We start from the raw sequence: 19,362 nt of genomic DNA, 5'->3' as shown, positions 1-19,362 counted from the left end.
TGCTAATCTGACACGAGCGCCCCGCAAACAAGGCAGGACAGAACGAAATGACGGACATAGTGGACCCGGAAACTCGGTCGCGCATGATGGCGGCGATCCGAGGGAAGAATACCAGGCCGGAGCGGGTAATTAGAAGCGCCCTGCATCGGTCCGGCTTCCGGTTCCGGCTGCACGATCGCCGTCTGCCCGGGACCCCCGACCTGATTTTGCCGCGGTACCGGACGGTCATCTTCGTGCATGGGTGCTTCTGGCATCGGCACGCCGGTTGTTACTACACGACCGCCCCTGCCAGCCGCAAGTCGTTCTGGGACGAGAAGTTCGCGTCGAACATCGCCCGCGATCACCGTCACCAGCAGGAGCTCCTGGCGCTGAACTGGCGGGTTCTGGTGGTCTGGGAATGCGGGGTCCGTCACCAGCCGGAAGCCGTGCTGGACAGGCTGACCACCTTGCTCTTGCAAGAAAGCTCCGGAATATGTGAAATTCCTAAGAGTCCGCCCCGTTCCAGAGTCTGAGCCGGGACCACGGGCTCTGCTACCAGGCTTCCCACCGCCGCCCTGCCGGTGGCAGTATTGGGCAAAGGGACGGATTGCATTCGATTCTGGCTTACAGCCGAAGACATGCCTAGGGAGATCCCATGGAAGGCCTATCTGACCGGCAATTGCAGAGATTTCGGAAAGAGTTTCGGAAGGGCTTGGCCAGCGGTCTGGGGCTCGACGGCGCGAAGCGGGACCTTCAGGGGTTAGTCGAGGACTTGCTGTGCGTCGATCCAGACGAAGCCGAGGCTCTGGCGGATCGGATCGCGGATGAGGTCATGGCTGGTGCAGCCAGAATTCGCACCGTCGACTGGTCCACGATCCGCAAGCCGTGCGAACAGAGGCGCCAGTGGTACTGCGGCTCCGAGGAAGGCGACAGGCTATGGCCTTCCCTGCGGGACCGACTACTGAACGAAAAGAACTGGTCCAGGGCGTCTGTCGAGAGCATTGACGAATACTCGAACACCATCGTGGGATGTTTGTCGCCCCCGGGGCTCGACTCGTCATCCGTGCGGGGCCTGGTTGTCGGACATGTTCAGAGCGGAAAAACCGCAAACATGACGGCGGTGATCGCCAAGGCAGTAGATCGGGGCTACCGGCTCATTCTCGTCTTCGCCGGCATGACTGACTCTCTTCGTACTCAGACTCAACGCCGCCTCGAAGCTGACCTTGTCCAAGGCAATCAGGATTTCTGGGAGCTTCTGACTGTAGACGAACAGGACTTCCAGGCAGGCAGCAGACCATGGCTTTCAATGCCCGGACAGGCGGCATTCCTTGCTGTGATCAAAAAGGATACGAATATCCTTCGCCGCTTTCGTGAACTCCTCGACAATACCCCTGCAGGAACACGAGCGCAGATACCAGCCCTGATCATCGATGACGAAACCGACCAGGCAAGTCCGGACGTGAGCCGGCCGAGTCAAGGGTCAGATCCCAGTACGATCAACCTGCGGATCCGGGAGATTCTCGAGCGATTTTCCAGGTTCTCCTATGTCGGCTACACGGCCACCCCTTTCGCCAATGTGCTCAGTGATCCCGCAGATTCCGGTCAAGAGGGGCGCCTCGCTCGAGGGCTCTATCCTGACGATTTCATCGTTTCGCTGCCGACTCCGCCAGATTATTTCGGTCCGGAAAGCCTGTTTGGCCGGGACATGACTTCTGCAGAAGAGGCGCCACCTGAGGAATCCGGTCTGGACATGGTCCGAAACATAAGTGGCGATGAACTGCAGAGGATCAGGGAGATCGAGCGTTGTGAGACAGGAGCCAACGAGCCTCTTCCGCACTCGCTGGAGGATGCGGTTCTCTGGTTCATTGTCTCGGCAGCCATCCTTCAAGAAAGAAGGCAGTCTCACTGCACCATGCTGGTGCATACCAGCGCTCGGGTAGATGCTCATGACAGTATCGCTGATGCCTTGAAGAGCTTTGTTCATGACCTGAAGTCAGGTCGATTGGATGGCAACAGGCAAAGAATGGCGTTGCTTCTCGATACGGAAAGTAAACGCGTGGAACCTGACCGGTTTGACCACGAGCCGAGATCGATCGATAGCATCTGGAGTCGTGTTGAAGAGGTGGCAAGGAGCGTCAGGGTTTTGGAGGACAACTACGTAAGTGACGATCGTGTCGAGTTTCCGGATGAAGGGCCGCCCGCATGGACTATTGTTGTCGGGGGAAACCGGTTGGCGCGTGGCGTCACGCTGCCCGGGCTACTGGTCAGTTACTTTGGGCGCAACACGAGGCAATACGACACCCTCCTGCAAATGGGGCGATGGTTTGGATATCGGCACGGGTATGAAGATCTTCCTAGAATATGGATGACGGCAGAGACGGCTGCGAATTTTCGCGAGCTTGCCACGATTGAAGCGGAGATCCGAGAAGATATCTCTGTTTATGCACAGAGCAAGATTACTCCTCTGGATTGGGCTGTTCGAATCAGGCAGGTTCCAGGGATGCTTGTAACGCGCCGCGCCGCGATGAAGCATGCGCGGACCGCCGCGTTGTCCTATGGCGGCGAGCATGTACAGACTATCCGCTTCTACCATAAGAACCGTGAATGGCTGGCATCAAATTGGAATGCTGCTGAACGGCTGATCGAATCGGCGGCCGACCAAGGCGCGAAGCATGAGGCGCGCCCTGGCGGGCATGTTTTTCACGATCTCCCAGTAACAATAATCCTCGAGTTTCTTGCAAACTATCGGACGAGCAGCGAACAGCGTAGAACCAACACTTCAGCTATCCGAAAGTACATCGATGAATACATGGACAAGGGCTTGGACCGTTGGAATGTTGGGGTAATAGGCCCAGCAAGCGGCCAAAAATCAGAGTTGCCGTTGGGGCCACTTGGAAAGGTCCGAACAGTCATTCGCGCGAAAATGAAGGATTCGCCTGATGACGCCGTAGATATCAAGGCGTTGATGTCGAAGAGGGATGTGCTGGTGGATCTGCCAGATCAGAAGAAGGTGTCAGACACTCCTTCACAAGGGACGAGCTGGAAGGCATTCAAGAAGTACCGAGAGGAAGTTCAGAGCCGAAATCACCGACCTCTGCTTTTGCTTTATCCAATCCGTAGGGACTCCCCGCCCAGGGTTTCCGGTCGCGACCGAGTGCAGCTTGATGCCGTCATGGATGTCATGGGGCTTGGGCTGGTTTTCCCGGAAGGTCGAACCGGGGATTATGTTTCGGTGGACCTCCGGGCCTTGGCAATTGATGCGGAAGTAGAAGAGGATTGAGATGAACTCGTATCGGGATGACCCTAGTGCAATGATCTCGCCAGGTGAGGTACTGGCCTGGTGGGATAAGTTGCGACGGGAATCGACTGGCGTTGGAGAAGATACTCGCGAAGTGGCGGAGCCCTTCCACACAAAGACAGATACCACCGTTCTGATTTCTCTGGGGCTTGACGGGGAAGCTGCGATTCTTGCGGAGATCGACCCCAGGGAAGCGGTGTCTCGCGACCTTGGGGGGCGAAACATCGGAGTGACAGTCCGAAGCCCCCTGGTTGATGGTCGTCCCTTGCCTGTGATCGAGCTTGTCTGTCAGGAATCGGCTCTCGAGCCTGTATTCGCCGAACTTGCGGTGGATGTTATTCGGCGCATTTCCAACGGATTGGCGAGCCGACGCGCGATCGAGCAGGCTCTCGAGGATTTTCGCAACCTTCTTCAGCGGGATCTGCCCTCCCGTGTGGGCATGGAAGAAGCGATTGGTCTGGTAGGTGAACTCCTTGTGCTGGAGAAACTTGTCGGGGTAGATCCTGGTTCATGGAGGGCATGGAACGGGCCTCTGGGCGAGACACATGACTTCATGTCAGGCGAGCAGGCGATCGAGGTCAAGGCATCTGCTCATGTAGGAGAATCGCGTATTGAGATCCACGGACTGGATCAACTGAATCCGCCGGCAAAGGGCCTTTACCTGTTTCATTTGGTCCTGGTGCCGGATCCGAAAGGAAATGTCAGCGTCCCAATGCTATCAGCGAGTATTCAGAGGATCGTTGATGACGAATCAGGCTTTATTGAGAGATTGAATGCTTCAGGATTTCACCCATCAGAACCTGTTCGGTGGGAAGACCACAGGTTTTCGCTCTCAAGCATGACATGTTTTGATGTCAGCAAGGGATTCCCGAAGTTGACGAAGACAGAGATCACAGGTGGGGAATTGCCTGCCGGAATTGGTGACGTGAGATATTCGATTTCACTCGCTTCCATAAGGCAATGGCAGGTTTCGCCGAAACACATGGATCAGGTGTTTTCGAGGTTTGTCAGCGATGATTAGGGTGGATCGGTCAAGTGAGCCGTACAGCGATTTTGGCAACGTTTCAGGGCAAGGGGCGCGGCGACTTCTTGGCGCGCCGTCGTCAGATCCGCTTGTTACCGCGATCAGGGAGAGCGTACAGAACAGTTGGGACGCTCGAAACAAGGGGCAGACGCCGAAATATGAACTGTATCTTCGAAAGCTTGACCAGAAGGAATTGAGATTCTTCAAGGAGGTGGTTTTCAGAGACCTGTCGACTGATCCAGAATCCCGGCTCAAGAGAATTCTCAGCAAGGATGAAATAACAGTTCTTGACATCTGCGACTACCAGACTACTGGTCTCGACGGGCCTACTCGATCTTCGGCCCTTGGCAAGGGGGAAACCTCCCGTTTTGTGAAGTTTCTCAGGAATATAGGAGGACCGAGAGAAGAGCAGAGTCTTTCCGGTGGCACTTATGGATACGGGAAGTCTTCGCTATTCAGTGTCAGTAATTGTGAAACCATTGTGGTAGACAGCGTAGCTACAAATCACCAAGGAATGGTGGAGCGCAGATTCATGGCTGCGCGGACTGGTGAGGAGTTCCACGATGGTGAAAGAGCCTATACCGGAAGACACTGGTGGGGTTGCCGAGCAGATGATGGTGTCGTGGATCCAATTATTGGCGAGGATGCAGAGTTTCTGGCCTGTGGCCTTGGAATGCCGGTCCGGAAGAATATGCCAGGTACGAGTATCATGATCATCGAGCCCGATCTCGGTGATGAGGTTTCGACCCTTAGGGAAGCCGCGGAGAGAATGGTCAGAGCATTGATGTGGTATTTCTGGCCGAAAATGGTTGGCAGCGAAGGCATTAGTACTCCGATGGAATTCAGGGTGCATTGTGAGGGTGAGCCTGTTCACGTTCCAGAGGTTGATGAAGCAGCACCATTTTCTCTGTTTGCCGATGCGTTGCGAATTGCTCGTTCTCAAAGCGATCCAGCAGTCAGGATCCGGTCGAAGCGACCGAAGCAGCATCTGGGATGGATGGCCGCCCAGCGAGACTTCAGAGAGGAGCGGTACCAGTTCATGCGAGGAAACTGCGAGCCCAAGATTCCGGAGGTTTGTCATCACATTGCTTTGATGCGGCCGGCTGAGTTGGTTGTAAAGTATCTCACTGGTAATCAGCTGGCAGATAGACGCATGGAATGGGGTGGAGTGTTCATCTGCAGTGATGAGGAGGAAGTGGAATCGGCTTTTGCAGAAGCAGAGCCTCCAGCTCACGACGACTGGGTTCCTCAGCACCTACCTGGTGGGAGCCGCAAGAAGACGTATGTGAATGTGGCTCTCAAGAGAATTCGTGAGGAAATGGAGAGAATAAGCCCGGAAACGAGGCTTCCACGCAGCGAAGAGATGGGTGGGTTTGCGGCAAGCGCAGATCGGGTGGGTGGAGTTTTGCTGCACAACAGCGGAGATCGCGCAGTTCCCCAATCCAGGGATGCGGGCCGGACATCCGGCAGCCAGCGCAAGGTAAGGCTGAGGAATATTGTTTTTTCAGGGCTTGTAGAAGAGGAGGAACGGCCTGTAGCACGGTTTGAATTTGAGATCGCGGGTCCTGCGGGCAGGAAAGTGCAGGTGACCGCCCAGCCCCTGATCGTGACGGAAGGCAGAGAGAAGCTGGAGAAAACCCCCGAGGGCGAAAGGCCAGAAGTAGTCCGCTGGCGCTTGGGAGAAGGAAAGAAGGAAGACCGGTCAAGAGGCATAAGGTCAAAGCTTCCAGGCGGTACGGTTCAAGGGGAGGTGATGATTCGCTTGCCATCACATGTCGCTATCACTCCTGGTTTGAAGCTCGAGGAGCTGCCGGATGAGTGAAACGGTTGCATATCCATTTCTGCGTCCACTGGCTGGAACGATATCAGCAGCAGCATGGCGGTACCGGGGTTACGAAGGACTCATGGAACTTGGTGGTGTGATTCCGCATTGGGATTATACGACGGATATTGTTGTCAGCAGGAACCTTGATGTCCATGCTGACAATCTGCTGGAAGAATGCGCTCTCCGTGATGGAGCAAAGTTCGTTATTTCAGTGGGATTGACGACGGGCGATGTTGGTATAAGGCGATCCCTCTGGAAAGAGGAATTGCTGATAAGTCGCGGTCAGGGGGTGTTGGAAAGGGAGATCAGTATCGAGCTTCCTGGGCAGGAGCTTCAAGGTCATCTCGATCTCATGACGTCAGTGTCCCTGGTCGACGGCGAGCCGAAAAACCGTCTTGCTCCGTCGTTTCCGGGGAGTCGGATCTGGGATGATCGATTGGTCTGCCAGCTGGAGGGGGGCGGTGGGCGTTTGCCAATGGAGGCGTCGGATTTTACAGCTGTTGATCCGCGCCTAGGCAAGGCGCCGTGGATGTTTCATCTCGAAACTTCAGACTTGGACGCGAGTTTTCTAGGCCACTTTCAGGTTCGACTTAACAGTCACCGGGGTGATGTTATAGAGGCTATCCACAACTCCGATACTGCAATTTTGGAGCGCCTTACCAACGAACTGGTTCACCATCTGATCTCTCAAGTCATGGATTGGGATGACTACAGCGGAAAATCCGATGATTACGAGGAGGAATCCATCGGATGGACAGTATCTCAATGGCTTGATCAGGCGTTTCCGGAAGAGGGGCTTGATGAAATCATGGCCATGAGGAAGCGAGCGCCTGCCAAATTCAGAGCAATTCTGTCATCCACCTTTGGTGGGCATCATGGCGATTGAACTATTCCCGCGTTTGACCGGGTTTGCAGCTCAGCAATTGTGGGAGCAGCTTCAGGAATATGGCAATGAAGGTCAGAGGCTGCCGGAGTATGAAGGTGCGCACCATGAGGCGGTAACCTGGACTGCCACTGGAGGACGTCGTGTGGAAACTGCGCGCCTGGAGGGAATACGACAGCAGATCCTGGATCTGGCGAGCCAGAATGGATTCCCAGGGCCGGCAGGTGATCGTCAAAAGACCCGATTTGATGCTGCTTGTGCCAGATACCTTGCTGAAGAGGCGAGAATTCCGTTCCCAGAGGCCTGTCGGAGAGAAATCTGGTCGTATTTTTGCATCATCCTGCTGCCGGATGTGACTGCGTGGCGGTTTTCGCTCGGGGCGCGTGAACGTTGGGTAGGCGGAATGAGGAACACTTTTGAAACACTGTGGCGGCGAGGTTATTTGATCGGATTGCCCCATGGAGATGGCCCACCGGGATGGGAATATGTCGATAGGTTGACGCAGGATGCGTTTGTGCAAATTTTGGACCGGACCGGTCTTTCAGCGGAGCCCCAGGTAGCGCGACTATTGGCAGAGACGTGGGTGGAACTGGCAGATGAATTTGGCCAGGGACGAATGGAGGAGATAACGAGGGAGGCATTGAAAAGCTTATTGGCGTACCGTCGCGTAGTCAATTTTGATGTGCTTCCAGCGCGTGAACTTGAGCAAACATTCAAGGAAGTGTTTCTGGTGGCTGCTCGTCAGGCCGCAGCCTGAGTCGTCCGGGGAAAGAACAAGAAAGAGAAAAGCCAACAACCGAGACATCCATCGCCCGGATTAGCTGCTGGCGCGTTTTCGTGGGTTTTCGTTGGGCGTGAGTACGGCTGGAATGGCGGTTTGGATGGCTTGGAAGGGGCTGGCGACCACGACAACAACAAGGACAGCCATCTCCCTGATCGGGTAGATTCACTCGTGCGATAGCTTGTTTGGCGGGATAGGACCGATGAAAGACCCTTTCGCTGGCAAAAGAAGCCGTTTCGCGGGATGAAATGGCGGGATATTGCCCAGTTCTAGTTATTGCGGACAGGGGCAGGCCGCCGTGGGCGGCAGTTTGTGTGTCATTCCGAGGCTACGAGGGTTTGCCTAGCCGGGTTCTGGGAATAGCGTCCTGGCGAAGCCCAGCCCCTTCAGAAAGCTTCGCCCGAATTGCTCCGCCGCTACCTTGATGGCCGAGGCTCTGCCCACGGCATGGTGGAATTTGAGACGCTGGCCCCGACGAATGGCTCTGAGCCAGGTTCTGGCGTCAATCTCCAGGCGATCCAGGATGGGCGGCAGGTCCTCTGGGATTGCCCCCCGCTTGCCTTCCCGCACAATTCGGCCGCTCCAGTCCACTAACTGGATGTAATCGTCCAGGGAGAAGGGGAGGCCATCCGGGCCGTTCCAGCGTTCGTCGCCGGCGAAATCCAGCAGGCGAGGCCCGTTTGCCGGGGGTTTTCGGTCTTTGAGGGCCATCACTTCGCGGACGCGTTGCTGAATGGCGGTGAAGTCGGACTGTTCCGGTGTGCCGGCAATGGCGGCCCGGATGGGATTGAGATCCACATAGGCCATGCAGGTGAGTAGGGCGGCCTCATCTAATAGCGCCTGGGACTTGAATCGACCCTCCCAGAACCGACCGGTACAGCCATCCTCGGCATTGGCCTGACGGGCGATGGGTTCGTTCAGGCAGCGCATGAACCACGATAAGTCAGACAGCCGCTCTCGCCAGGCCTCAATCTTCTTCTGAGCGGCTTCAATCTCGGCCCGGCAGGTGGTTTGCCCCTTGCGGTAGCGCTGTACCAGCACCGGCAGAGAAAACAGCTGGTCCCAGCGCTCCATGATTTCCTCTTCGGACCATCGTTCGGCAGTCTCGGGATCCAGGCGCAGCACGAGATGCGTGTGGTTGCTCATCACGGCGTAGCTGCACAGATCGACGGCAAAGAGTTCCGACAGTTCGGTGAGCCGCTCCACGATCCATTCCTTGCGATGCTCATAGGATCGGCCTGTAACGGAATCCACCCCGCACAGAAAGGCCCGCCGCACGCAGCGTGAGACCACATGGTAGTAGGGCGTTGCGTCCAGACAGACGAGTTCCTTTCGTGCTGTGGGCATGGTGGATCCTTTCCGATTGGTACCTGGGGATAGTGTCTGTGATTCGCGTGTGTTTTGGTGTAGGCGTATTCTGATTGGGTATGTCAGAATCAGTGGGGGAAATTCAGTGCCAAATAACTTGCCCGGTAACCATGGGGAGGGTTCCAGGTGATGAAGGTCGTAAGGCGCGGTTTGGATTGGTTCAACGGGGAGATGGAATGAGCCGGGGCGAACTGATTCTCTACCAAAGTGACGACGGATTGGCCGAAATCCAGCTTCGTGTGGAGGGGGAGACCGTCTGGTTGACCCAGGCGGAGATGGCGGAGCTGTTCGCCACCACCAAGCAGAATGTCAGCCTACATATCCGTAACACCCTGAAAGAAGGGGAGTTATCCGAGGCGGCAGTTGTCAAGGAAAACTTGACAACTGCCGCCGACGGGAAGCGCTACCGGGTCAAGTGGTACAGCCTGCCCATGATCCTGGCCGTGGGCTACCGGGTTCGCTCCGCCCGGGGCACCCAATTCCGTCAGTGGGCCACCGCCCATCTGGAGGAATACCTGGTCAAGGGCTTCGTCATGGACGATGAGCGCCTGAAGGAGCCCGGTGGCTGGGATTACTTCGACGAGCTGCTGGCCCGCATTCGCGACATCCGTGCCTCGGAGAAGCGCTTCTACCAGAAGGTGCGCGATCTCTTCGCTCTGTCCAGCGACTACCGGCCCGACGACCACGACGCGCAGACCTTCTTCGCCGAAGTGCAGAACAAGCTGCTCTATGCGGTCACCCGCCTTACTGCCGCCGAGATCGTGGTGCAGCGCGCCGACGCCGCTTCTCCCAATATGGCGTTGACCAGTTGGCAGGGCGCACGGGTGCGTAAGCAGGATGTCACCATCGCCAAGAACTACCTGAGCGCCGACGAGGTGGACACCCTGAACCGTCTGGTGGTGATCTTCCTGGAACAGGCCGAGCTGCGTGCCAAGGAGCGCAAGGACCTGACCCTGAACTATTGGCGCAACAATGTAGATCGGCTGTTGGAATTCAACGAACGGCCGATTCTTGACGGGGCCGGCAGCATCAGCCGCGATCGCATGGAGCAGATTGCGCACGAGCGTTACGAGCAATTTGACGCCCAACGGCGACGGGATGAGGCGCTGGAGGCCGATGCCGAGGAGTTGCGGGAATTGGAGGCGCTGGAGGAGCGGATCAAGAAGGAAAGCGAGCCTTGACGCTTCGCGCACCACGCATCCGGTGACCGAAAATGATACTGGAGTGAAAATTGTCGATAGACCCCACACAATTTACGCCGAACCAGGCCTGGCTGCTGATCAGTGCCCAGGGCAAGGCCGGCGCCCGACCGGAGTTTCTGTACATTGCCTCCGAGCAAGTGGCCGATGACCTTGTTCGGCAGGCCACTGCCATGGGCATCACGGTTCGGCGGGAGCCCGCCAAAGCACTGGCACCGATTACGCGCGAAGCCAGAGAGGGCTTTTCCGCCCATCTCAGGGGCGGGAGTTCCTAACAGCGGAAGCCGAGTGATCCATATGCCGGGTTAACAGGACGAAAAGACGAAGATACCCACCTCGCTCCCGACCATTAGAGAATCGCGCTCTGAACAGTGGTTTTACCAGGGTTCCGCCAGCGGGAATGCATTTTAGATTGTCGGCGCGGATAGAGGGCTGAACTATGAAAAGCCAGGTCTGCATATGTGTATTAGCATCAGTCATGTCATTCGGCGCGTGGGCAGTGGACGACCGCGCTGACCCTTGGGAGCGTGACGAAGATATTTCTGGCGTCGTTGTTGATGTCGAATATTCTAGGCGCGACGATGGGTTCTATCAGTATGACTATGTAATTAGCAATCCTGAGGACAGCAAAGGCATTGTATCTACTTTGTTTGTTGACCTTGAATGCGACCAGGAACTCGATGACCAGGGCTTGCAGGAACAACGTGATGACGACCCAAGAAACATGGGTATTGGAAGACCCGAAGAGCACGGAATAGCCTACACGCCTGCGATAATACGTGCCGACAGGGGTGATTATGGAATTAGCGTGCTTGCCGAGGCGCTCTGGGGCGTCTATATCAAGCCAGGAGAAACCTGGGGCAATATGAGGATTATCAGCCCGTACGGTCCGGGAATGCGCCAATTCAAGGTCGATCCGGCGCTCAATACGGACCCAAGGTACTGGAATTACGACGATGTTGCGCCGGAGGAAATGGAAGAGCTTCCCGGCAAAGAAGATTTTCGAGTCACAGGCGTTATTATCGGGCCAGAATGTCCAGGAGTAACGCCTCCCCCGGACTCGGCTCGTTTCTACTGAGCGAAAGGACGAAGACACTCACCTCGCTAAAGGACCCAAAATTGGTTGACCTGGGGTTCTTGCTGGCTTTGCGCATTCGGTGCAGGCCGTTCTGAGGCGGATTCAGCCGGTTTCTCTGTTCTTTTTCGAGGTGAGGGTAGTATTTGGCGTTTCTCGGGCAGGGGCGAGCCGTCTTGGGCGGCATAGTGAGCGAATCGGTTGAGGTAGGCTGGAGTGGCTAGCCAGGCTCCGGGAAGAGGGTTCTGGCGAAGCCCAGCCCTTTGAGCAAGAAAGAAACCAGACACCCACCTCCCTAATGGGCAACAACCGAGACATCCACCTCCCGGATTAGCTGCGAGCGCGCTTTCGTGGGGTTTCTTTGGGCGTGAGCCCGGGTGGAATGCCCCTTTGATTGTCTTGGAAGGGGGCGACAGTAGAGGAAGCGGCATATCTGGGGTTATTCTCTGGTCGAATCAGCTGGTCTATGTTTTTTACTACCTATAGCCGTTTTGTTGGTTATCTGCCAGGAGCCGCGTGATGCCTGAGTCGTCCAAACAACCCGGGGTCTTGATCCTGCGGGAGTGGCGCGGGGTGACCCGCACGGCGGACCGGGAGGCCTATGTCGAGTACCTGCATGAAACCGGGCTTGGGGACTACGCGGCCACGCCGGGTAATGCCGGGGTGCTGCTGCTGTGCCGGCCACTGGACGCGGGGCGCACGGAGTTCGTCACCCTGACGCTGTGGCGTGACATGGACGCGATCCGGGCCTTTGCCGGCGAGGACACGACACGGGCGCGCTATTACCCGCGTGATGCCGATTTCCTTGAAGCCCTGGTGCCGACGGTCAATCACTACGAGGTCGTGCACCGCGACAAGTTGGGGCGCCGGCAGTTCTAAGGCCGGGTTCAGCGCTGGTGCGTGCCGTCAGGCCGGCGGCCGGGCGCAGCGCCCCAGACGAATGAGTCCATCGACAGCGTGCCGTCGGTCATGCCGCCTTCCAGCAAGACACCCGTCTCTTCCACCTCGGCCGCGCCCAGGGCGACCAGCAGCGGCAGGTAGTGCTCCTCGGTGGGGTGGGCCCGTTCCGCGTGCGGGGCGCGGTCACGGTAGTGCACAAGGGCATCGACATCGCCGCCTGCCACGGCGTCATGGATCCAGTCGGCAAAGATCTGCGCGTACTCGGGGTCGTCCACGTGGCGGCGGAATTCGTACAGGTTATGGGTCAGGCTGCCCGAGCCCATTACCAGCACACCGCGGTTGCGCAGAGGCGCGAGCGCCTGGCCCAGGCGAAGGGCACCGGCCGCGTCGCCGCGCTCAGGGACCATGGCGTGATCCTGCAGCCGGACTTTCTGGTGGGGGAAGACTTGCAGCAGGGCCGCCTGGTCGAGCTGCTGCCCGGGTGCCAGCTCGGCAGTCCATGGGTCTCCGCCACCGCCAGCGACACGCCGCCGCGGTCGGTTTCGTGATGGATCGACAGCCTGGCGCTCATCCGCCATGGGCGTACCAGAGGACGGCCAGGTAGTGGCAGGTGCTTCCGGCGATCACGAAAAGATGCCAGAAGAAGTGGGCGTACCGGAGGCGCAGGTCAGCGACAAAGAAAACAAGTCCCGCGGTGTAGGCGATGCCGCCGGCCAGAAGCCAGATGAGGTCCTCCATCGGAAGCAGATGCATTAGCGGTCTGAAGGCGATGACCATCAGCCAGCCCATGCCGACATAGAGGATCACGAACAGGGCCGGGTGAGTCTGGCCACGGAAGATTTTTAGCGCGATGCCCATGAGGGCCAGGCCCCAGAGCACGAGGAGCAGGAGCCAGCCGCCCTCGCCCCAAAGAATGCCCAGACTGAATGGGGTATATGTGCCTGCAATCAACAACAGGATAGCGGCATGCTCGACCTTCTGGAATATCGCTTTGAAGCGGCCTCCCGGCAGGGCGTGGTAGAACGTCGAGGCGGCGTAGAGGAAAGCCAGCGTTCCCGCAAAGATGCTTGCGCCGAGTGTGACCAGTCCGTCCCCTTCCCGCGTGGCGTGCACGATGAGGTAGGGAGCCGCCGCGAGAATGGCGAGCAGGGCCACACCGTGACTCAGGCTGTTGGCCCGTTCCTCGCCCGGGCTTCGCCGGCGTTTTCCCTTTGTGGTCACCTGAGTCATGAGCCAGTGGTGCCAGTGCTTGCGTTAACCTGAAAATGAAGTCTGCCTTTCAGGGTAGTTGTGTTTCGTCACTGGGGCAAAAATCGACACCTTGCATTGTTTCCAGAATGGGCAGCGGATTCTCCGGGATTGCGCCCCGCTTGCCTTCCCGCGCAATCCGGCCGCTCCAATCCACTTGCTCGATTCCCTTATTCCGGCGGTTCGGGTAGATCCCAATCCGCCCTTTTGAACCGAATGGGCTCAACCTCGCCCTCAATCGCCGGAATGGCGGCCGCCTCGATGTCACCCAAATGAAGCTTCCAGGTTTCCTTCTTCGATGGGGCCTGGGTCCGAAACCCGGCCGGATCCAGCAAGGCCACATTCTTTCCGGGTTCCGGATCCCGAACCGATTCATTGCGAATACTTTGGGCTCCCGCCTCGCGGGCGGCCTCGGCGAGGGCCTGGGTGGCACTGTAATCGTTTGGATCGGTCCAGTTGGCTTTGTCTCGATCCAGCGGCGGGCGGCTTAGGTCAGTCTGATATTTCACCGCATAGGACACCGAAAACAGGGTGAGAAGGGATTCCGTGGCCGGCAGTTCCGTCCCCTCGGAAGCCAGGAAAAATTGATACCGGTGGTAGCTCAGCTCCGCCAGCGCCGTGCGCCGGGCTTCGGCCGCATAGAAAAGGCCCCAGGGCGCATGGGGCCGACGAAAGCGGCTGCCTCTTGGATGAGGGGGGCGGTACCGAAACGGGGTCATCAGCAGATAATCCAGGCCCCGGGCCGATTCAGGCACCGGCGGCTTGTTACCTTCGACGAGTTCTTCCAGTCGACTCTGCTCATCCAGGGTGTCGGTGATCCGGCGTGTGCTGGCCTTGAATTGATTCTCGACGGCCCGCCAGAGTGTCCCACTCCCCCACTGGAAATTAGCCCGGAGCTCGGTAGGCGTCCACATAATCCACCGTCGACATCAAACCTTCAATGGAGACAATGCGCTCCGCCGGAACGGCATCCAGGTCCTTGTTGGGGTTCTGCATCCACTGGCGCACCACCTTCTCATCGGACGCACATACAGCATCCAGGCTGCGATACAGGCGAATGAGTGCCAAGGCCAGCTCCCATTCCTTGGAATCCGGCTTTAGGGTCTTATCCCCAGACCTCATTCGGTCCAGGGTGCGTTCGCCCACGCCAATGACCTGGGCCATTCGTTTTTTATCGAGCCCAAGAATCTTCGCCGCCCGAAGAAACGCCGTTGTGACGAGCCGACCATCGCTTGCCGTGCTATGGCGTATGTTCCCCATGGGACACTCCTGCGATATTCGCCATTTGGCTAAATATAGACGATTTATCGCCTTTTGGCGAATTCTCTCTTCACGGGGCGTAGTGGCCCCGGCCTCGGCGCCTTAACAACCCAGACACCCAGGTCCCGAATCAACGGCAAGCGCCTGTTCGTGGGTTTCTTTGGATGTGAACACGGGTGGAATGGGCCCTTGGCTGCGCCCATTACATTCCGGCTCGGTCAGAGGCCCTGAGCGCCGCGGCGTAACCAGTCGTGTACGAAGGCGAGTTTCTCAAGCGCCGGCTTTGAGTGAACGAAGGGGTAAAGATCCGAGAGGCCCATCGATCGATTGATGTGATTGACCCCGATTGTGAGGGTGGCCGCAACATGGATCAGGCGATAGGGGTTCGGTTCCGAATAGGGATCCCAGTTCTGGCCCGGCAGCTCCGGTGAAGACAGGCCCGCCGCAACGAAACTATCGACAATATCTGTCAGATGCAGCAGGTGTGCAGCCGTCTCGGCCCAGTCCTCATGGGGGTGTGAAGAGGCGTAGGTGGTCAGGAAGCGCGTCCGCCAGTCTGCTGGTGGGCCGTTCTCGTAGTGGTTCTGGAGAGCTGTCTGGTAGTCCGCGCGCTCGTCCCCGAACATGGCACGGAAAGCGTCGAGAAAGTCGTCTCGCAGACTCAAGCGCCACCACAGCATGTGCGCAATTTCATGGCGCATATGCCCGATCATGGTGCGATAGGGTTCTTCCAGTGCCTGGCGGCGAGCCGTCACCAGAACCGGATCCATCTCGGCGACACTGACGGTCACCACGCCCTCCGCGTGCCCCATGGGGACCGGTGTCGGCCCTTCGGCGAGCAGGTGAAAAACCGGGCGGGTGCCCGGGTCTTCCGGCCGGAACCAGTGCCAGCGACCAAGATTGTCCAGCACCCAACGCTTGGCGACCTCGGTTTGGGCCCAGTTGGGAATGGCGTTGGGGATGCCGGGGTCCGGGGCCAGGGCGGTCATGGCGCAGGAGCGGCAGAAAGCCCCCTGTTCCGGTGCGATCCAGTTGCAGCCGATGCGCTCCCGGTTGGCACAGAAGGGTGGCATGACCACGAAGGCACGGGCCTGGGGATCATAGGCGACAGGCGTTCCGTCGTTGGTGGCGAGATTGTCGAACCAGAGCTGGCCGGCACCGACCGGATTGGCAAAGACACGCATTTGGCGAGGACTCCTGATTGATCGTGCAGTACGGAGCGGAATCAATCACCGATTCATGCTCCTCCTCCCGCCGTCAGGCGTCAACAAGAATCCCGATCTATCGAGCCAGAAAAGCACCAAGACCCCCACCTTATTGCGAGACCATCCACCGCCAGCGGTGCATCATTTTGCGACCATTCAGCCCTTCCTGCGTCATTGGGAATAGAGCCCGAGCGATCGGGTATATACAAGTTGAACTGCAAGAGGAGCACGCCATGAAACGCCTGCATGTCCATGTCGGGGTCAGTGATCTGGAGAAGAGTATTCGCTATTACACGGCCCTGTTCGGTTCGGGGCCGACGAAGGAGGAGTCTGGATACGCCAAGTGGATGCTGGAGGAGCCGCGGGTCAACTTCGCGATTTCCAGTCGCTGCGGGGAGCCGGGGGTCAGCCATCTGGGCATCCAGGTGGATTCCGAGGAAGAACTGGCCGAGCTGCGCGCTCGGGCCGAGGCGGCCAATGCCGAAGGCCTGATTGACGAGGGGCAGACGACCTGTTGCTATGCACAGAGTGAGAAGCATTGGAGCGTGGATCCCCAGGGGGTGGCCTGGGAGCATTTTCTGACTATTGGTGATGCCGAGCAATATGGCGACCATGGCCCGGTGGAGTTGATTGGGGAGGCGGCTGGCGCTGAGCAGGTCCGGACCCGCCGGGCGGGTTGTGGTTGTGGTTGTGGCTGAGGCTGTCATGAGTGATGAAAGCCGGAAGCAGACAGACCGAAGCAGGGCGGCCAGCCGTGAGCTGGCCGCCGCTTACCCACGTTTTCGGGAGGGGTTGCTGGCGTTTCTCAGGAGCAAGCTCAGTGAGCCGGTCGTGGCCGAGGATCTGCTGCACGAGGTTTTCCTGAAGGCTCTCGACGCCCTGGATCGGGGCGCACGCCCGAGCAATCTGCCCGCCTGGCTGCGGACCATTGCGGCCAACGCCCTGACGGATCATTATCGCCGGGCCCGTCCCACGGAAGCGCTGCCGGTCGATCTGGCCGACGATGGGCCGGGCCATAACCAGGCGGAGCAGGAAATGGCCGCCTGCCTGATCCCCTTCATCAACGGTCTGCCGCCCAAGTACCGCCAGGTGATGTACGCGACGACTCTGGAAGGCAAGTCCGGCGCACAGCTCAGTCGTGAACTCGGCCTCACGCCCTCGGCCATCAAAAGCCGCATGGCCCGGGGCCGCGCCATGCTCCGGGAAGCCATCCTGGATTGCTGCCACATCGAGGCCAGTGCCAACGGGGAGGTCCTCGAGTATCGCCGGCGATTCGGAAAGCCCTAGACCGGGCGCGCCACGGAATGGCCCTGACATGGTTTTACGCAAACGCTCATTTGCATTATAATCGCCATTCGACGATTAACGGATCGTGCCTGGAAATGCGCCATGAAAGATTGCTGTGAGCACCCGGACAATCTGGATCTGACGCCGGAGGGTCGGGACGAGGCCCTGGCCGGATATGCCCGGGCGCTGGGGCATCCGGCCCGGGTCAAGCTGTTGCGCCAGATTGCCGGACGCCGGGAGTGCATCAGCGCGGAGCTGGTGGAATCAGTGGGCTTGGCGCAGTCCACGGTCTCTGAACATCTGCGGATTCTGCGCGAGGCCGGGTTGATCGAGGCCGAGCCCCAGCCGCCCCGGACCTGTTATCGGCCGAAGCCAGAGGCCATGGCCCGCCTGCGGGATTTGTTGAACAGCCTGTGAAAGCCGGGGCTGTTTTTTTTATCAAGCGACAATCGTAAATCGACGATAAACGAATTAATGTGGAGAAACCGTTGTGATGGATGAAGGTCAAGCGTCTGTCAGCAAGCGCATGGGGTGGCTGGACCGCTACCTGACCGTCTGGATCTTCCTGGCCATGGCCGTGGGGGTGGCTCTGGGGACGGTGTTTGGCGATCTGCCCGCGACACTGGATGCCATGAGCGTGGGTAATACCAATATTCCCATCGCCATCGGGCTGATCCTGATGATGTATCCGCCTCTGGCCCGGGTGCGTTATGAAGAGCTGCCCCAGGTGTTTCGAGATTGGCGGGTGCTCACCCTGTCGCTGGTGCAGAACTGGGTCATCGGGCCGGTTCTGATGTTTGCTCTGGCGGTGATTTTCCTGCGGGATTATCCCGAGTACATGACCGGCCTGATTCTGATCGGCCTGGCCCGCTGCATTGCCATGGTGATTGTCTGGAATCAGTTGGCGGGCGGTAACAATCAGTATGTGGCCGGCCTGGTGGCCTTCAACAGCCTCTTTCAGTTGGTTTTCTTCAGTGTCTATGCCTGGTTCTTTCTGGCCGTGCTGCCGGGCTGGGTGGGCCTGGAAGGCCAGGTGATTGACGTGGGTTTTGCCACCATTGCCCAGGCGGTGCTGGTGTATCTGGGCATTCCCTTTGCCGCCGGTTTTCTGACCCGTCGCTGGCTGGTGAAACGGCGGGGACGGGAGTGGTATGAGTCCCGCTTCATTCCCCGCATCAGCCCGCTGACCCTGGTGGCGTTGTTATTGACCATCATGGCGATGTTCAGCCTCAAGGGTTCGGCAGTGCTGGAACTGCCCCTGGATGCCCTGCGCATTGCCTTGCCCCTGGGCATCTATTTCGTGGTGATGTTCATGGTGAGTTTTTTCATGGGCCGGCTCATCTCAGCGGATTACCCGCGCACCACGGCGGTGGCCTTCACGGCCGCTTCCAACAATTTCGAACTGGCCATTGCCGTGGCGATTGCCACGTTCGGCCTGGGTTCGGCGGTGGCCTTTGCAACCATCATCGGCCCGCTGGTGGAGGTGCCGGTGCTGATTGCCCTGGTGAATGTGGCATTGTGGCTCAAGCGTCGCTGGTTCACGGGTGAAGAATGGACCGGTGGCGCGGTGGATAGAAACCGGACGGTCAGCGAGACCGGAGGAGGCCAGGACAATGCCTGATTCAAAATCCAAGCCTCGGGGCATCCTCTTCCTCTGCGTGGCCAATGCCGCCCGCAGCCAAATGGCGGAGGGGTTGGCACGGGCGCTGTTACCCGAGACAGTCCGTATTGCCTCGGCAGGATCGAGCCCGGGCCAGCTTGATCCTCGGGCCGTTGCGGTGATGGCGGAGCAAGGCATCGACATCCAACACCATCATTCCAAGTCCGTGGACGAGATACGCCTGGCCGATTTCGATCAGGTGGTGACCCTGTGCGCGGACGAAGTCTGCCCGGTGGCCATGGGTGATTTTACCCGCCGTCACTGGCCATTTCCCGACCCGGCCGGCGATCGCGCCGGGCCCGACGATCTTGCGCCTTTCCGGGCGGTGAGGGATGCACTCCGTGAGCGGATCAGCGAGACTTTCGCTTGA

The 19,362-nt window shown here is 58.5% G+C and carries 21 protein-coding genes; 15 read left to right on the top strand and 6 right to left on the bottom strand.

Annotation, left to right across the window (positions count from 1 at the left end; all coding sequences use genetic code 11):
* The first annotated feature begins 47 nt into the window (after positions 1-47).
* The 6 genes from RBH19_RS02030 (at position 48) to RBH19_RS02005 (ending at position 7,766) form a co-directional block, all read left to right on the top strand.
* Positions 48-512, top strand: coding sequence for a very short patch repair endonuclease (locus RBH19_RS02030; RefSeq protein ID WP_306727133.1), 465 nt, complete (start codon positions 48-50; stop codon positions 510-512).
* 122 nt (positions 513-634) lie between these two features.
* A complete protein-coding gene (locus tag RBH19_RS02025) occupies positions 635-3,259 on the top strand; it encodes a Z1 domain-containing protein (protein ID WP_306727132.1) in 2,625 nt (874 codons plus the stop codon).
* Positions 3,260-3,290: 31 nt separating this feature from the next.
* Positions 3,291-4,298 carry a PD-(D/E)XK motif protein gene (locus RBH19_RS02020; RefSeq protein ID WP_306727131.1) on the top strand — a complete coding sequence of 336 codons (1,008 nt, stop codon included), beginning with the start codon at positions 3,291-3,293 and terminating at the stop codon, positions 4,296-4,298.
* Entirely contained in the window at positions 4,291-6,123 is a 1,833-nt protein-coding gene (locus RBH19_RS02015) for a hypothetical protein (protein ID WP_306727130.1), read from the top strand. Before RBH19_RS02020 ends, RBH19_RS02015 begins: the two co-directional genes overlap by 8 nt.
* Positions 6,116-7,012, top strand: coding sequence for a hypothetical protein (locus tag RBH19_RS02010; protein WP_306727129.1), 897 nt, complete (start codon positions 6,116-6,118; stop codon positions 7,010-7,012). Before RBH19_RS02015 ends, RBH19_RS02010 begins: the two co-directional genes overlap by 8 nt.
* On the top strand, positions 7,002-7,766 hold the full coding sequence (locus tag RBH19_RS02005) for a DUF6339 family protein (RefSeq protein ID WP_306727128.1): 765 nt from the start codon (positions 7,002-7,004) through the stop codon (positions 7,764-7,766). The genes RBH19_RS02010 and RBH19_RS02005 overlap by 11 nt, the downstream gene beginning before the upstream one ends.
* A 366-nt stretch (positions 7,767-8,132) precedes the next feature.
* Here the strand turns inward: RBH19_RS02005 and RBH19_RS02000 are convergent, their stop codons facing one another.
* Positions 8,133-9,137, bottom strand: a complete 1,005-nt coding sequence (locus tag RBH19_RS02000) for a transposase (RefSeq protein ID WP_306727127.1) — start codon at positions 9,135-9,137, stop codon at positions 8,133-8,135.
* Between the two features lie 197 nt (positions 9,138-9,334).
* Between RBH19_RS02000 and RBH19_RS01995 the strand changes: the two genes are divergently transcribed.
* The 4 genes from RBH19_RS01995 to RBH19_RS01980 all read left to right on the top strand — a co-directional run bounded on the left by RBH19_RS01995 (position 9,335) and on the right by RBH19_RS01980 (position 12,311).
* Entirely contained in the window at positions 9,335-10,339 is a 1,005-nt protein-coding gene (locus tag RBH19_RS01995; RefSeq protein WP_306727126.1) for a virulence RhuM family protein, read from the top strand.
* Positions 10,340-10,389: 50 nt separating this feature from the next.
* The gene (locus RBH19_RS01990) at positions 10,390-10,632 is read left to right on the top strand and encodes a hypothetical protein (protein ID WP_306727125.1); all 243 of its coding nucleotides are present in this window, start codon (positions 10,390-10,392) and stop codon (positions 10,630-10,632) included.
* A gap of 164 nt (positions 10,633-10,796) precedes the next feature.
* A complete protein-coding gene (locus tag RBH19_RS01985) occupies positions 10,797-11,435 on the top strand; it encodes a hypothetical protein (protein WP_306727124.1) in 639 nt (212 codons plus the stop codon).
* A 516-nt stretch (positions 11,436-11,951) separates the two neighbouring features.
* Positions 11,952-12,311: a hypothetical protein gene (locus RBH19_RS01980; protein ID WP_306727123.1), complete on the top strand. Its 360-nt coding sequence runs from the start codon at positions 11,952-11,954 to the stop codon at positions 12,309-12,311.
* 8 nt (positions 12,312-12,319) lie between these two features.
* Here the strand turns inward: RBH19_RS01980 and RBH19_RS01975 are convergent, their stop codons facing one another.
* From RBH19_RS01975 to RBH19_RS01955, 5 genes are all read right to left on the bottom strand, one after another.
* On the bottom strand, positions 12,320-12,910 hold the full coding sequence (locus RBH19_RS01975) for a DODA-type extradiol aromatic ring-opening family dioxygenase (protein ID WP_306727122.1): 591 nt from the start codon (positions 12,908-12,910) through the stop codon (positions 12,320-12,322).
* Positions 12,900-13,562 (bottom strand): PAQR family membrane homeostasis protein TrhA, encoded by a 663-nt coding sequence (gene trhA, locus RBH19_RS01970; protein WP_306727121.1) that lies wholly within the window; start codon positions 13,560-13,562, stop codon positions 12,900-12,902. Before trhA ends, RBH19_RS01975 begins: the two co-directional genes overlap by 11 nt.
* A gap of 188 nt (positions 13,563-13,750) precedes the next feature.
* Positions 13,751-14,494 (bottom strand): RES family NAD+ phosphorylase, encoded by a 744-nt coding sequence (locus tag RBH19_RS01965; RefSeq protein ID WP_306727120.1) that lies wholly within the window; start codon positions 14,492-14,494, stop codon positions 13,751-13,753.
* Positions 14,466-14,840, bottom strand: coding sequence for an MbcA/ParS/Xre antitoxin family protein (locus tag RBH19_RS01960; RefSeq protein WP_306727119.1), 375 nt, complete (start codon positions 14,838-14,840; stop codon positions 14,466-14,468). The genes RBH19_RS01965 and RBH19_RS01960 overlap by 29 nt, the downstream gene beginning before the upstream one ends.
* Positions 14,841-15,058: 218 nt before the next feature.
* Positions 15,059-16,024, bottom strand: coding sequence for a zinc-binding metallopeptidase family protein (locus tag RBH19_RS01955; RefSeq protein WP_306727118.1), 966 nt, complete (start codon positions 16,022-16,024; stop codon positions 15,059-15,061).
* 254 nt (positions 16,025-16,278) lie between these two features.
* On the opposite strand from RBH19_RS01955, the gene RBH19_RS01950 reads away from it, so the two are divergent.
* From RBH19_RS01950 to RBH19_RS01930, 5 genes are all read left to right on the top strand, one after another.
* Positions 16,279-16,743, top strand: a complete 465-nt coding sequence (locus RBH19_RS01950; RefSeq protein ID WP_306727117.1) for an ArsI/CadI family heavy metal resistance metalloenzyme — start codon at positions 16,279-16,281, stop codon at positions 16,741-16,743.
* 7 nt (positions 16,744-16,750) lie between these two features.
* On the top strand, positions 16,751-17,332 hold the full coding sequence (locus RBH19_RS01945) for a sigma-70 family RNA polymerase sigma factor (protein WP_306727116.1): 582 nt from the start codon (positions 16,751-16,753) through the stop codon (positions 17,330-17,332).
* Between the two features lie 102 nt (positions 17,333-17,434).
* Positions 17,435-17,749 (top strand): ArsR/SmtB family transcription factor, encoded by a 315-nt coding sequence (locus RBH19_RS01940; protein ID WP_306727115.1) that lies wholly within the window; start codon positions 17,435-17,437, stop codon positions 17,747-17,749.
* A gap of 76 nt (positions 17,750-17,825) precedes the next feature.
* On the top strand, positions 17,826-18,953 hold the full coding sequence (gene arsB, locus RBH19_RS01935; protein ID WP_306727114.1) for an ACR3 family arsenite efflux transporter: 1,128 nt from the start codon (positions 17,826-17,828) through the stop codon (positions 18,951-18,953).
* Positions 18,946-19,362, top strand: a complete 417-nt coding sequence (locus tag RBH19_RS01930) for an arsenate reductase ArsC (protein WP_306727113.1) — start codon at positions 18,946-18,948, stop codon at positions 19,360-19,362. The genes arsB and RBH19_RS01930 overlap by 8 nt, the downstream gene beginning before the upstream one ends.

The sequence above is a fragment of the Natronospira bacteriovora genome, from assembly GCF_030848495.1.
Lineage (GTDB): Bacteria > Pseudomonadota > Gammaproteobacteria > Natronospirales > Natronospiraceae > Natronospira > Natronospira bacteriovora.
Note: the sequence above shows the minus strand (reverse complement) of the source record. Positions and strands in the feature narration are given on the sequence as shown.